11 protein-coding genes are annotated in these 13,904 nt (G+C 61.9%); 6 read left to right on the forward strand and 5 right to left on the reverse strand.

The genetic code is table 11. The features are described from left to right. Window positions 1–146: 146 nt before the first annotated feature. Together HY011_01775 and HY011_01780 are read left to right on the forward strand one after the other, a co-directional pair. Window positions 147–329, forward strand: a complete 183-nt coding sequence (locus tag HY011_01775) for a hypothetical protein (protein MBI3421644.1) — start codon at window positions 147–149, stop codon at window positions 327–329. A 100-nt stretch (window positions 330–429) separates the two neighbouring features. Further along, window positions 430–1,056: a hypothetical protein gene (locus HY011_01780; GenBank protein MBI3421645.1), complete on the forward strand. Its 627-nt coding sequence runs from the start codon at window positions 430–432 to the stop codon at window positions 1,054–1,056. 143 nt (window positions 1,057–1,199) lie between these two features. Here HY011_01780 and HY011_01785 read toward each other — a convergent pair whose 3' ends face one another. Next, window positions 1,200–3,158 (reverse strand): winged helix-turn-helix domain-containing protein, encoded by a 1,959-nt coding sequence (locus HY011_01785; GenBank protein MBI3421646.1) that lies wholly within the window; start codon window positions 3,156–3,158, stop codon window positions 1,200–1,202. Window positions 3,159–3,331: 173 nt separating this feature from the next. Between HY011_01785 and HY011_01790 the strand changes: the two genes are divergently transcribed. The 3 genes from HY011_01790 (at window position 3,332) to HY011_01800 (ending at window position 4,871) form a co-directional block, all read left to right on the forward strand. Then, window positions 3,332–3,589, forward strand: a complete 258-nt coding sequence (locus HY011_01790) for a helix-turn-helix domain-containing protein (GenBank protein MBI3421647.1) — start codon at window positions 3,332–3,334, stop codon at window positions 3,587–3,589. A gap of 12 nt (window positions 3,590–3,601) precedes the next feature. Then, window positions 3,602–4,141 (forward strand): hypothetical protein, encoded by a 540-nt coding sequence (locus tag HY011_01795; GenBank protein MBI3421648.1) that lies wholly within the window; start codon window positions 3,602–3,604, stop codon window positions 4,139–4,141. 163 nt (window positions 4,142–4,304) lie between these two features. Next, window positions 4,305–4,871: a sigma-70 family RNA polymerase sigma factor gene (locus HY011_01800; protein MBI3421649.1), complete on the forward strand. Its 567-nt coding sequence runs from the start codon at window positions 4,305–4,307 to the stop codon at window positions 4,869–4,871. A 34-nt stretch (window positions 4,872–4,905) separates the two neighbouring features. Here the strand turns inward: HY011_01800 and HY011_01805 are convergent, their stop codons facing one another. Then, the gene (locus HY011_01805) at window positions 4,906–7,650 is read right to left on the reverse strand and encodes a protein kinase (GenBank protein MBI3421650.1); all 2,745 of its coding nucleotides are present in this window, start codon (window positions 7,648–7,650) and stop codon (window positions 4,906–4,908) included. Further along, the gene (locus tag HY011_01810; GenBank protein ID MBI3421651.1) at window positions 7,640–8,230 is read right to left on the reverse strand and encodes a sigma-70 family RNA polymerase sigma factor; all 591 of its coding nucleotides are present in this window, start codon (window positions 8,228–8,230) and stop codon (window positions 7,640–7,642) included. Before HY011_01810 ends, HY011_01805 begins: the two co-directional genes overlap by 11 nt. Window positions 8,231–8,581: 351 nt before the next feature. On the opposite strand from HY011_01810, the gene HY011_01815 reads away from it, so the two are divergent. Continuing rightward, entirely contained in the window at window positions 8,582–10,816 is a 2,235-nt protein-coding gene (locus HY011_01815; protein MBI3421652.1) for a hypothetical protein, read from the forward strand. A 244-nt stretch (window positions 10,817–11,060) separates the two neighbouring features. Here the strand turns inward: HY011_01815 and HY011_01820 are convergent, their stop codons facing one another. Together HY011_01820 and HY011_01825 are read right to left on the reverse strand one after the other, a co-directional pair. Then, the gene (locus tag HY011_01820) at window positions 11,061–12,152 is read right to left on the reverse strand and encodes a Gfo/Idh/MocA family oxidoreductase (protein ID MBI3421653.1); all 1,092 of its coding nucleotides are present in this window, start codon (window positions 12,150–12,152) and stop codon (window positions 11,061–11,063) included. A 173-nt stretch (window positions 12,153–12,325) separates the two neighbouring features. After that, window positions 12,326–13,873, reverse strand: a complete 1,548-nt coding sequence (locus HY011_01825; protein ID MBI3421654.1) for a hypothetical protein — start codon at window positions 13,871–13,873, stop codon at window positions 12,326–12,328. Window positions 13,874–13,904 lie beyond the last annotated feature (31 nt).

Raw genomic sequence — 13,904 nt, forward strand, 5'->3', positions numbered from 1 at the left:
CGGCCGTGTTGCTACTGTCCGCCGCGTCGGAGCCGGGGCGCGTTCCCCAGGTTCATTGAAGACAGCGGCGGGCGACTTTAGCACTGTCGTCCCGGCACGCAAATAACGAAACCAGCGACCGGCAACGGTCAGCGACACACAAGCGTATGACAATCAGACGCCGCGTCGAAATTACGGTTGAAAGCAAGCTCCTGGGTTTGCGCCGCCCGCCGACGGGCAGCCCCACCGCTGCCGTCTGGTGTCCGCACTGTTCGGCGCCGAGCCTGATGCTCGCGCCGGACGAAGCCGCCGTGCTGGCAGGCGTCAGCACGCGCACGATCTATCGCTAGGTAGAAACCGCGCAGCTTCACTTCACGGAAACGCCCGATGGAAGGTTGCTAGTCTGCCCGAACTCGTTGACACAATAACTTTCCGCAAAAGGAGTAAATCATGATGAACTTACCGAAAACATTTATTGCGTTGGTTGTCACCGGCTTGCTGTTGCTGAGCGCTGCCAGCGCGCAGGCCCAAACTGCCAACCCCGTGCTGGCCGCACTCAAGCGCCGCGCGTTAGAAACACCACCCGCCACGTCAACCGACGAGCCAGAACAAAGCAACCTTGAACGCCAAGCTGTCGCGCAATCCGGCATCCTCGACATTCTCGAACGGCAGAAGAAGGCGCTGGTGGGCAGTTGGCTACGCAAAACGCACGCGCCCGATGGCGACCCGTTGACCGACTTCCTGGGCCTCGTTACCTTCCACGATGACGGTACGCTTACTTCAAGCACCGCGATTGACATCACCACCGAGCCCCCCTTTGTCACCAGCGTTGCGCACGGCGCGTGGATGCATCAGGGCGGGCGCGTCTTTGACGTGACCTTTGTTTCTACCGTCAACGATCTGAAAGGCAACCTCATCGCCATAGCCAAATTGCATCAGCGCATCACACTAGATGAGAGCGGCGACAAATATACGAGCCGCTTTACCGTAAGGGTTACAGATGCGGAAGGGCATAGCTTCGATCTCGCGCCGGGCACGGAAGACGGCACGCGCATCAAGGCTGAGCCTTTTCAATAATCCGGCGGCTGGCATCGCGGCCTGACCGTCAAGTGCGAAAGCTCTTTGACAATTGAATCGCTGAAGCAACGGAAAGAAGTGTAGTTGCGATGCGGGGACCGTTAACGCTCCCCGCATCGCAGTGCGTTCAACGGCAAACAAAGCTATTGCGCCAACCCTATGCGTTTTACCAACTCAGCAAAGCGCGGATCGCCGCGTAATGGGTCTAGCGGCGCAAAGGACTGCAACCAGCCCATCCATTCGCATTGATCTTCCCGTGCTTTTTCCAAATAGGCGAACGCCTGATCTTTATCGCCGAGTCCCACATAAACCATCGCCACATCAAACGGCGAGACATATTGTTGCTGCGCCATTTGCTGTAATTCGCGCAACATTTGCAACGCCTCAGCGCGCCTGCCTGCCAGGGCATATTCCCAGCCCAAGGCGCCCACAACTTGCGAAATCGGCATTAGCGGTTTGACTTTCTCCAGTTCGGCAATCGCAGCAGCGTAATTACCTTTGGTGCCGTAAGCCAGCCCCAACATTTCGCGCGAAAACGGATTGTTCGGATCAAGGTCAAGCGCCTGCTGTGCTGCGCTGACTGCTTCGTCAAAGCGACGAGCCATCATATAAGTTGAGGCGATGAAGCTGCCAGCGGTGGGCGAAAGCGGATCAAGTTGTTGCACCCGGCGCAACACCGCGACGCCTTTGTCGGCGTCTTTACCCATAAAGTATTCGCCATAGAAAAACATGGCGGCTACCGAATTGGGACTCAAGGCCATCGCGCGTTGAAATTCGCGTTCGGCGGCAGGATTGAGTTGATGGACAAAAACATGCCCCAACGCGGCGTGGGCTTCGGCCAGCGTGTCATCCAACGCGAGCGCTTTTTCGGCAGCGGCTCTGGCTTTGGGCAAGGCTTCGCGCGGTGACATCAGCCAATCGGAGGCTGCCGCATACGCATCCGCCAGTCCCGCCCAAGCCAGCGCATAATTCGGGTCGAGCCGCAGCGCTTCATTCAATTCTTTGACCGCTTGCCGATTGCCTTCCGGGGTGTATTGCAGCGTGTGGTAACGGCCTTTGAGATAAGCCTGATAGGCGGCGGCGTTGTCGGTGTAGCGCCGCGTCAGCCGCTGCCTTTCTTCGCCTGACAACTGCAACGCCAGCGCGTCGGTCAGCCGCGTTGAAACCATATCCTGCAAGGCAAACATGTCTGTGCATTGCTCGTCGCACTGAAAGGCCCAGAGCGGCTGGCCGTCACTCGTGCGCAGCAAGCGCACCGTCACGCGCACGCGGTTGCCGATTTGTTGGATGCTGCCGTCCAACACTGAATCCACTTTCAAAGCCTGTCCGGCTTGCAGCGCATCTTTCCCGCCGAACGGCAGCACCGAACTGGTCGGGCGCACGGCCAATTGGCTCAGGTTGCTCAGCCGCGTAATCATCACGTCGGCCAGCCCGATGCCCAGGTATTCGTCATTGCTGTTCTGGCCTGGCTGCGGATTGAGCGATTTGAAAGGCAGCACGGCCAGCGTCTTGATTGCGGATTGCGGATTGCGGATTGCGGATTCTTGCCCTCGCCGCCAGTAGGTTGTGCCGATTGCCAGCACGGCAAGCAAGGTTGACGCTAGCGCAATGCGAGCAGTGAGGCGGCGAGGCGCGGGAACGCTGGTGGCAAGGGCTTTCAAAGTCTCCCCCTCTCCCCGTCTCTCCATCTCCCCATCATTCTCTTCTTCTTCAATCACGACGCTGACCTTCGATTGCTGGACGATCAACGTCTCAGCCTCGGCAGCCTCTGGGGCTAGCTCGCGCACCTCAGCCACGAAACGATAGCCGCGTCCCGGAATCGTTTTGATGAAACGCTGTTCGTTCGGCTTTTCGCCCAGCGCCTTGCGTAGCGCCGAAATGTTTTGGGTCAGGTTGTTTTCTTCGACCACCGAATCGGGCCAGAGCAGGGTCATCAACTCTTCTTTTTCGAGCACCCGTTCGCGGTGTTGCAGGAAAACCAGCAGCGTTTCGAGGTTTTTTGGCGTGAGCGCGACTGGCCGTCCCGCGCACAGCAGCGTGCGTTGTGCCGCGTCGAAGCGGAAACCGCCAAATTCATAGCTGGATTTACTCGTTGAATCCACAGGGTTTCAGGCGCCTTTCAGAACTTTCAGCACATTCATACGGCCCGCTAAGGACTTTCAGATTCGTGCTGGCCGATGCTCAGCGCGTATCAAGGCGGTGTTCCGCTGTAGTCGCCAGATGTCAGGCGCCCACCGGCGGAACACACGCACCTTAACCCAAACAGGAGGCGCACGTGAACAGGAAACGGAGAATTGAGATCACGGTTGAAAAAACGCTGCTGATCGTTCGCCGCACTTCGTCGCTGCCGGTTTGGTGCCCTGCATGTCCGGCCCCGGCGCAACTGATTACGCCGGAAACTGCCGCCGCGCTGCTCGGCGTGAGCACGCGCACACTCTATCGCAAGGTAGAAGCCGGTCAATTTCATTTTGTCGAAACGGCGGAGGGCAAGCTGCTGGTTTGCCCGAACTCGTTAATCACAGCAACACCTTAAAGGAGAAAAATCATGCCTAACTTGAAACAGAACCTGAACGCGAAAACTTTTACCCTCACACTGCTCTTTGCCGCGGCGCTCTGCCTGGCCGGGCTAGCGCGGCCAAGCCAGCTTGTGACCAGCGTCCACGCCCAAAGCGCGGGTGAGGGAACGCCAGATCAAGCGCAGGAAAAAGCCGCCGCGAACCAATTCCCGCGCCAGCGCACCTGCAATCTGGGCAGCCTGCAAGGCAATTACGCCGATCAGGCTTCGGCCACGGTGATTCCCGGCGGCCTCGCGCCCGCCGCCTGCACTGGCATCGTGACCTTTGACGGCAACGGCAAACTCACAGCCCGCGAATCGCACAGCTTCAACGGCTTCATCGTGCCGGTGGCGAATTACATCGGCACTTACACACTGAAGGCGGATTGCAGCGGCACGATGACGCTCACGTCGGTGGAACAGGGCTTCACCACCAAACAGAACTTCGTCGTCACCGAAGACAACAAGGAGATTCCCTATGTCGTCCAGGACGAGGGCGTCGTCTCGTTCGGCACGATGAAGAAAATGTAGCTAAATCGAAACACGCAGGATAGGTACACGCCAGCGCTGTATTTTCTATCAGTGTTCCAAACTCGCTTGTTCCGATTTAGCTGGTGATTGTCGCAAGGCCGCCGTTTGGCCCTTTGAGCCAAACGGCGGTGCGCTACAAAATGCTGCAAAAGGAAATCACTTCATGCAACCTCATCACGATGAAAAGGCACTGCTCGCGCGCCTGCAAGCGGGCGAACAAACGGCGCTGGCACAACTTTACGACCATTATGCCGGGACGCTTTACGGGCTGGCATATCGCATCACTGGCAACGCCGCTGACGCCGAAGAAGTCGTGCTCGATGCCTTCACGCAAGCCTGGCGGCAGGCGCAACGCTACGACCCCGCGCGCGGCAGCATCGCCGCCTGGCTCGTCACCATCGCCCGCAGCCGCGCGCTCGACCGCCGCCGCCAACAGCCGCGCGAAAGCTGGCCCGCGCAACCCTGGGCGGCCTTGCCTTTCGCTGAAGACCCTGAAGCTATCGCTACGCAATCTGAGCAGGCCGCTCGCTTGCGCGCCTTGCTCAACGGGTTGCCCGCGAGTCAGCGGCAAGTCTTGGTGTTGGCGTATTTCTACGGCCTGTCGCAGCACGAAATCGCCGCGCAGTTGGGCGAACCGCTGGGCACGGTCAAGACGCGCGCGCGTTTGGGCATGCAAAAGCTGCGCGCGTGGCTGCCAACACCGGCGTGGTCACAGCGTGAGGCGGCTTGAAGCGCGGTTGAGGGCGGCTTCTGCGGCTTCCTCCTCAGAGACCGACGCAGTGCAGCAACGCGGCAAAACGCGCGTCGCCACGCAACGAGTCAAAGGCCGCATCCACCCGCAATTCGGTGAGTTGATCGGAATGTTCCTGCAAGGCGCGGTCGAGCCAGGCCAGCGCCGCTGCGGGTTCGCCCAGCGCGACGTAAACCTTGGCGAGGTACACCGGCGGGACGTAGCGGCGCTGCGCCATTTGCAACAACTGCGCCAGCCGCTCGTGCGCTTCGCGGCGCTGGCCGGCGAGGGCGTAGGCGCGGCCTAAATCCGCGATGAAGTACGGATGCGCCTCGCGCGCGATGGCTTGGCGCAAGGCGGCGATGGCTTCGGCGTAGCGGCCTTGTTGCGTGAGCGCGCGCCCCAGGCCGCGTTGCGCGCGGGTCGAGGCCGGGTCCAGTTCCAGCGTCTGGCGATAGGCCGCCAGCGCGCGATCATACTGGCGGGCGTTGTAATAGACCTTGCCCAATGCGCTGCTCACATAAACCGAGAGCGGGTCGAGTGTCAGCGCGCGTTGCGCGTGGGCCGTGGCTTCGGGGAAGCGCCCTTGCGTCGAGAGAAATTCGCCGTAAACCGCGCGGATCGTCGCATTGTTCGGCGCGAGTTCGAGCGCGCGCCGGAAACCGGTCTCGGCGGCGGGCCAGTCCCAATCGGCCCACCAATTGACCAGCGCCAGCGCGAAGTGAGCTTCAGGCAAGGTGTCATCCAGCGCCAGCGCGCGCGTGGCGGCCTGACGCGCCTGGCGCATGGCTTCGCGCGGATTCTCGTATTGACCGGAGGCGACGGCATAGACATAGCCGATGCCAGCGTGAGCGGGCGCGTAGTTGGGATCGAGCGCGATGGCCTGCTCAAACTGGCCGAGCGCCTTGCCGCTGCCCTCCGCCGTGAATTGCATGAAAAAGTAACGGCCTTTGAGATAGAGCCGGTAAGCCTCGCTATTCTCGGTGTAGCGTTTGCCCAGTTGTTTGCTTTCGGCGTCGCTCAACCGCAGCCGCAAGCCGGCGCTGATGCTTTGCGTGAGTTCTTCCTGCACGAGCATCAGGTCGGCCAGATGGCGTTCGTAATGCGCGCCCCAGAGGCGGCTGCCGTCGCGCGCATCCACCAGTTCCGCGCTGATCGCGAGGGCCTCGCCGCGTTGGGCAATGCGCCCGGTCAGCACGGCGCTGACGCCCAGGCGGCGCGCGACGGCGGGTGGATCGCTCTGTTGTTGTTTGAAGCGCAGGACGGAACTGAGCGCGATCACTTTGAGGTGGGGTAGGCGCGCCAGGCTGTTAATCAATCCGTCGGTCAGCCCGTCGGCCAGATAGTCCGCTTGCGCTTCGGCGCCTGCATTGACAAAGGGCAGCACGGCCAGCGATTCAAGGGCGGGTTGCGTGTGGAACCGCGCGAAAAAATAGGCAGCCAGTCCAAGCGCTAGACCGAGCGCCAGCAGCAGCGGCAAACGCCACGCACGTTGTCGCCACGCGCGCGCCAATGGTCTGACGCCGCGCGGGCGCGTACCGCTTTCCGCAGCCGTGGACAGTTCGGCGGGTTGCGCGTGGGTGTCGAGCCGCGCGTGGCTGGTGGTCAAGGCCGCCTCGCGCCAGGCCGCCGGTTGATGGGGCAAGGCGAGATTGCCGCTCGCGCGCAACTCCTGTTTGAGCGGTTGCAGGTCGGCGAGCAGTTCCTCGGCTGATTGATAACGCGCGGCGCGCTCCTTCTGTAATGCCCGGTCAATGAGCGCGCGGAGCGCCGCGGGCGTTTCAGCCGCGAGCGGTGGCGGTTCGTGCGAGGTCACCGCGCGCATGACTGCTTCGCGTGTGGCGCCCTCGAAGGGGCGACGTCCGGCGATCATCTCGTAAAGCATCACGCCCAGACTGAAAATGTCGGTGCGTTCGTCCACCGCCAGGCCGCGCGCCTGTTCGGGCGACATATATTGCGCTGTGCCGAGCACCGTGCCGGGCATGGTGGCGAAGGGACGTGCTGGCGCGACGGCCTCAATACCCGCGTTATCGCGCGCCGGTTCACCGGCTTCCGCGCGCTTCAATTTGGCAATGCCGAAATCGAGAACCTTGAGATAGCCGTCGGGCCGCAGCATGACGTTTTCGGGTTTGATGTCGCGGTGCACGATGCCGGCGGCGTGGGCGACGGCCAGGGCGTGGGCGACTTGCGTGGCGACATCGAGCGCGCGCGCCAATGACGGCGGCGCGTCGGTCAGCAAGCGGCGCAAGGTGCGGCCCGCGACGTATTCGGTGGCGATGAAGTGCCGGTCGCCCAGCACGCCGATTTCGTGAATGGTGATGATGTTCGGATGGTTGAGCGCCGAGGCGGCTTTGGCTTCCTGCGTGAAGCGGCGCAGGTGCTCGGCGTCCTGCGTGAATTGCGCGGCGAGCAGTTTGAGCGCGACCTGGCGTTCCAGCCGCGTGTCGAAGGCGAGATAAACTTCGCTCATCCCGCCCGCGCCCAACCACGAGAGAATCCGGTAATGGCCGAGCATCTGGCCCACCAGTGCATCTTCGCGCGGCTCGTCCTGTGTTTCAGCCGCCGCGCGGGCGGCGATTTCGAGGGCGGGCGCTTCGATGAACTGCGCGGCGCGCGCATCGAAGCGGAGCAGCGATTCAACCTCACGGCGCAACGCCGCATCGCCCGCGCAAGCCTGTTCGAGCCAGGCCGCGCGTTCGCCAGCGGGTAATTCCAGCGCCGCGTGATAAAGCTGCTCGATGCGTTGCCAGCGTTCCGGCGCTACCTGTTTAGGCCGCATCGCCCTCCTCCTCGCTCAGCTCGCGCAAGAGCCAGGCTTTCGCCAGCCGCCAATCGCGCAGCACGGTGTCGGGCGAGACCTGCAACACCTCGGCGGTTTCTTCCACACTCAAGCCGCCAAAGAAACGCAATTCGATCACACGGCCCTTGCGTTCATCGAGCGCCGCCAGCGCGTGTAGGGCGTCATCGAGCGCCACCAGATCGGGGGCGCGTTCCAGGGTGAACGTCAGCGCTTCGTCGAGCGCGAGAAGCGGCTGCCCGCCGCCGCGTTTGGCGTAGTGCTGGGCGCGCGCGTAATCCACCAGAATCTGCCGCATCAGCCGCGCCGCGATGGCAAAGAAATGCGCGCGGTTCTGCCATTGCACCCGGCGCGCGTCAATCAACCGCAAGTACGCTTCATTGACCAACGCCGTGGTTTGCAGCGTGCGCGCGGCGCGCTGCCCGCGTTCGCGGCGCATATAGCGTTTGGCGAGCCGGTGCAATTCGTCGTGTACCAGGGGGATTAACTGTTCGAGTGCGGCCTGATCGCCCTGGCTCCAGGCGATCAATTGTTCGGTTACTGCTGCTGCCGGAGCGGTCATCGTATTTGCTCCTCTTGGAAAGCGCCAGTCCTCAAATGCTGGCACGTCTGCCAGACGCGCCCAAAATTTGGTAGTGGTGAAATGAGGTGGGATGACGAACCCAACGTAGGGGCAGACCTGCGTGTCTGCCCCGGTGGCATCTACAGCCTTCGATTCCGTCTGACGCGACCGGGGCAGACACGCAGGTCTGCCCCTACGTTATCCCACCCCATTTCACCACTACCCAAAATTTAATTTCACCGGCGTTCAAGTTTTCAGCCACCGCTCCCGCATTAGACCAGCGAGGACGTCAAACCGCGACGCCTTCACAACGCAAGGAACGACGAAAGAGCTTACGAAAGGAATACAACCATGAAAACGAAGACAATGAAAGCAAACCCGCGCGCGCTGCTAGGCGCGCTTATGCTGAGTCTGTGTGTGTTGCTGGGACTGACCGGGCCGGGCCGTTTCCACCCGGTGGCGCAGGCCGCGCTTGCCCAAGCGGGCGCGCCGGAACAACCACCGCCAACCCTCGACGATCGGCTGGCTGAAGTCGCGCGGCGCGTGCCCGCTTTCGGCGGCATGTACATCGGTGAGAACCGGGCGCTGCACGTTTATCTGCTCGACACCACGCAACGCGCGGCGGCAGAGGCGGCCATCATCGAAGTCTTTGGCCGCCCGCGCCTACCCGAAGGCGGCATCGAAGTCGAGCAGGGGCAGTACAGTTTCCTGGCGCTCAAAGCCTGGCACGACCGTCATCGCCTGACCACGCTGACCATTCCCGGCGTCGTCACGACTAGCATCCGCGAATCGAAAAACCGGCTGCAAATCGGCGTGGACAGCGCCAGCGTCATGCCCGCCGTTGAACGCGCGCTCGCGCAATTCGGCGTGCCGCGTCAGGCCGTGGACATCGTCGAGACGCCGCGCGTCGAGTTTCTGCAAGGCTTGCAAGACACACAGCGCCCGGTGCTGGGGGGCTTGCAAATTGATTTCGGCCTCGGCCTTTGCACCACCAGCTTTCTGGCGGCGCGCGCGGGTGCGGCGGGTTTCGTGACCTGCTCGCATTGCACGGCCACGCGCGGCGTGGTGGACGGCACGGTCTATCATCAAGCCGTGAAAAACGGCGTAGCCAATCGCATCGGCGCGGAAATCGCCGACCCGCCGTTTATCGTCAACGGGCCTTGTCCGGGGGGGCGGCTGTGCCGCTTCAGCGACACGGCCTTCGCGCGGCGCAGTCACGGGTTGAATCAGGCGACGCCGCTAATGGCCGGCGATTTCGGCCACATCGCCACGACGCCTTACAACAGCGTTTCGCCCATTCTCACCAAGTTCCGCATCTTCGACGAAGTGGCCTTTCCGCTCGAAGGCGAAACGCTGGCAAAGGAAGGCCGCACCACGGGGATGACTGAAGGCCAGGTCTCTGACACCTGCACAGACATCAATGTCTCCGACAAGAACGGCAACGACAGCGGCATCACGATGCTCTGCCAGAACCGCGTGCAGGCCAATTCCATGCCGGGCGACAGCGGCTCGCCGGTCTTTCGCTGGGAAAGCTCCGCGCTGCAAGGCGGCCTGCCTTCGGCGCATCTTTACGGCACGCTCTGGGGCGGCACCAAGGCGGGCGGCGAATTCGACTTCAGTTCAATGGGCCTGATCGAATCTGAATTGGGCGCGCTGCGTACTTCGATCTTCGATGCGCCCGCCAACAGCGCCCCCGAGGCGCGCATCATCACGCCGTTGACGAACAGCAACGTCGGGCTGGGCGGTTTCGGTATACAGTTGCAGGGCGAAGGTGTGGATTACGAAGACGCCAACCTGACGCTGAAATGGACGTCGGACAAGGAAGGCGCGCTCGGCGGCGGCACTTCGATCTTCCATGCGTTCACGATTCCCGGCACGCAACTCATCACCCTGACCGTGACCGATAGCAACGGCGCGTTTGATGTGGACACGATCACGCTCAAAGTCGGCGCCAACACGCCGCCGACGGTGAAGATCATCACGCCGACGCCGGGCCAGACCTTGTACAAGGGTTTCCAGTATTTCTTCGACAGCAGTTCCTTCGACCCAAACGAAGTGGGCTTCTCACTGGACAAGAACGCGATGAAGTGGACAAGCAGCAATCCCGGCGATCCGTCGCATACGGGTTATCAACCGAGCTTCACTTTCTCGACGCTCGGCCAGCGCACCATCAAGCTGACCGGCACCGATTCGCTGGGCGCGATGGGCACGGACAGCGTCGTCATCAACGTCGTCAACCCGCCCGCCAGTGGGCCGCCGGTCGTGACGATTTCCAATCCGCTCAATAACAACTACCTCGACCCTTACAAGGTCGTGAACTTGCAAGGGACGGCGGTTGACCCGGACGGCAAGAATCCGGTCTCGTACAAATGGGTGCTGCAAAACAGCAACATCACGCTGGGGCAGGGCACGGTCGTCAACGGTCAACAAATCTTTCAGTTGATCAGCACGCCCTGGAAGCCTTCGACCAACACCATCTTCCATTGCGGCGGCTACACGGTGCGCATCTATCTTTACGCGACGGATGCGGACGGGATGACCGGCTCGGCCTTCGTGGATGTTTACCTCGGTTATCCGCCTTGCTAGTCGTGCGGGCGACAGCGCCCGCACGACGTGGTCTGGAAACGCTGTCGCCATTACCGCAAGGCCAATGAGGTTGAATGAACGCTCACCCTTGTCGTAGCGCAGAAATGCGCTACGACAAGGGTGAGCGATTTTCAGCCTAACGCCTTAATTCCGGTAATTCTCAGTTTGGCGTTGTACCGCGGACGAACAGTCCACTGTACAAGTAGCCGGGGTGTGGATTACGCGAGCAGGTAAAGACGGCGGTTTAGCCGATCTCGATCCAGCGTTGTTCGGCGTGCGCTTGTTTGATGGCGTCAATCACTTCCTGACAACGCAAGCCGTCGGCGAAGGTCGCCGCGTGGGCGATCTCGGTGCGGTTTTCGCGCACGGCCTGCACGGCTTCGCGCGCCAGGTGGTAAAACGAGCGCGCCCAGATGTTGTCGGGCAGCCAGGACACTTCGCGCGCGCGGTCGCCCAGTGACAAATCTTCAAAGGGATGATTGAAGCCTTGCGCGGCGGTGAGCGTTTCGTCGCCGTCGAGCACGATGGTGCCGTTGCTGCCGACGATGGTGATGTTGTTTTTGCCGCCGCTGGCATAGAGCGCCGACAGCAGCAGCGTGCCGTGAATCAGCTTGCCGCGCGGCGGCACGATGCGCAGCAGCGCCGAGACATAATCGTCGGTTTCGTTGAGACGCATTTCGCCGGTTTTGGAGTCTTTGCGTTCGGCGACCAGCGTGGTGACGGTGCTGCTGACGGCTTCGATTTCGCCGAAGAGCCAGCGCACGGCGTCAATGGCGTGCGAACCGAGCGCGCCCAGCAAACCGCCGCCCGCGGCCAATTGCGACCACCAATTCCAAGGGCGCAAGGCCGAATGCCGAAACCCGGCGGCAATTGTCAGGCTGACGTGTTGAATGTCACCGGCAAAGCCGCTGTCAATCAGCATCTTCATACGCCGCCAGGTCGGATTGAAACGCAGTTCGTGATCAATGACAGCCAATTGACGTTGATGGCGCGCGGCGCTGTTGAGCATGGCGCGTGCCTCGGCGGCATTGAGCGCCATCGGCTTTTCGCAAATGACGTGTTTGCCCGCCTCCAACGCCGCGAGCGCCATTTGCTGATGCAAATAGGGCGGCGCGCTGATGACGACGAGGTCTACTTCAGCGAGGGCGAGCAGTTCCTGGTAGGTGTGGCAGGTCTGCGGGATGTGGAACTCGGCGGCGGTCTTCTGGGCGTTCTCGTAACTGCCGCTGCACACGGCGGCGAGTTCGGCGCCCTCACACGCGCGAAAGGCGGGCGCTTGCGCGCTGCGCGCGAAGCCGGTGCCAATCAAGCCAATGCCGACAGTGTCACTGTCCATGAAGTTTCCTTGTGAGGTGTTTTAGGCTTTGTTCATTGTTCATTGTTCATTGTTCATTGTTCATTGTTCATTGTTCATTGTTCATTGTTCATTGCGGAATGCGCTGTCGGGCAATGACAAATGAACCCCATGCCTCGCAACGCCGCCTGCCGCGCCCGCGCCGCCTTACGGCCTTACGGACGGATAACGCCGGGCGTGGCGTCAGCCAGATAATTCAGGTCTTGTTGAATGGCCTGCCAGCTTTGCCGGTAACCCGCCGGAAAATTCGGCACGTTGCTGAGCGCCCGTTCAACTGCGTCGGCGCGATTGAGCAAGCGGCTGACCGCCACGCGTTTGGCCTCTGCCGCCATGGGTTCGCGCAAGGGGCGGGCCGCTTCGGCGGCGCGATTGAGCGCATCGCGTAAAACGAGTTGGCTGGTGCTGGCGCCACGCAAGCGCTGCAAGCCGCTGGCGAGCGGGTCAGTGCTCCGGCTCACGTTCGCCCCCACATCCCGTTCATAGGATTGCGCCAACACGTTTAACTGCTGCGCCACCCGCTGGGCCACCGGATCAACCTCGCCTGTTCCGAGTTCTGTGGGAATGAGGTTCCCGCTGCCCAGTGGATGAATGTAGGACTGGGCCAGCGTATTTTGGGCGCCGCGAATCACCACACGTTTGACGCGATGATAAGGATCAGCCCAATTGAAGCGGGTTTCCTGCCGCTGCGGCGCACGCTGATTGGCTGACCAGTTTTGCGTGGCGTAGCCGAGCATCCTGAGATTGAGGATGCCGTTCTGGACACCGAGGCTTTCGATAAACACATCCCAGGTACCATTGGGCGCTTCGGCAACTGCCTGCACTTGAATTTCGCCGCTTTGCGCTTGTGATGCGCGCATACTCAGCACGCGCACGGACTGGCCAAAGCCGCCGCCTGGGGAGCCTGGGTAAGACGCGGGTAGTCTTGAGCCGGGCGGTCTGGGGCCGGGCGGCCTGTAGCCACTGTAGCCGGCACCGCCCGTTGCGCGCCAGCCACCGCACAAGCGCAGGCCGATGGGCAAGTTGGCGGGAATCACGGCATCACGCCCTTTGGCCAGCAACGCGAAGACTAGCCCCGCACCCGCGCCGATCCCCATCCCCAGGCCTGCTCCTAAGACCGTGCCGGTGACTGCGCCGCCCGCCGCGCCGCCCAAGCCCGCCCCACCGGCGATCAAGACCGTGTTGCGTTCGACGTTGGGGCGGCGGTCGGCCAATAGATCGGATCTTTGCCGGGCCGAAGGCGCAGAGGTGAGCCATTGCGATTTTGGATGGGCCGGATGCGCCGCCAGCGTCGCGGCGGGGGTGAGCAACACGACGCGTTGATTGCGTCCTTGTCCAATCAGATATTGCGTAAAGACCACTTCAATCAGCGCGGGCCGCCGCCGTGATTCAGCGGGCGCCTTGAGCGAGGCGATGCCCATAAAGACGCTCCCGCGCGGCAAAATCACCCGGCCATTGTAACCAAGGACATCCTTTTGCGTCGTCGCGGTCACGCGAACGGGGCAGCAGGTGCGCATCTTCTTGGTTTCAATCTCTTGATCCAGGCAAGCCTCGATGACGGTGCACGCGGACACGCCGGGGCCTGCGGGCGGTATACAGCAATCGGGGTCTTGTGACTTCTTTTGCGCGTGGCTGCCCTCTCCCACACCTAACAAAAGCGTGAGGCCGAGCAGCAGGGACAAACAAATTGGCCTGGACAGTTTCATAACGCACCTTTCTGAAACAGACTGAGCGCCC

The sequence above is a fragment of the Acidobacteriota bacterium genome, assembly GCA_016196035.1.
Classification (GTDB): Bacteria; Acidobacteriota; Blastocatellia; order RBC074; family RBC074; genus JACPYM01.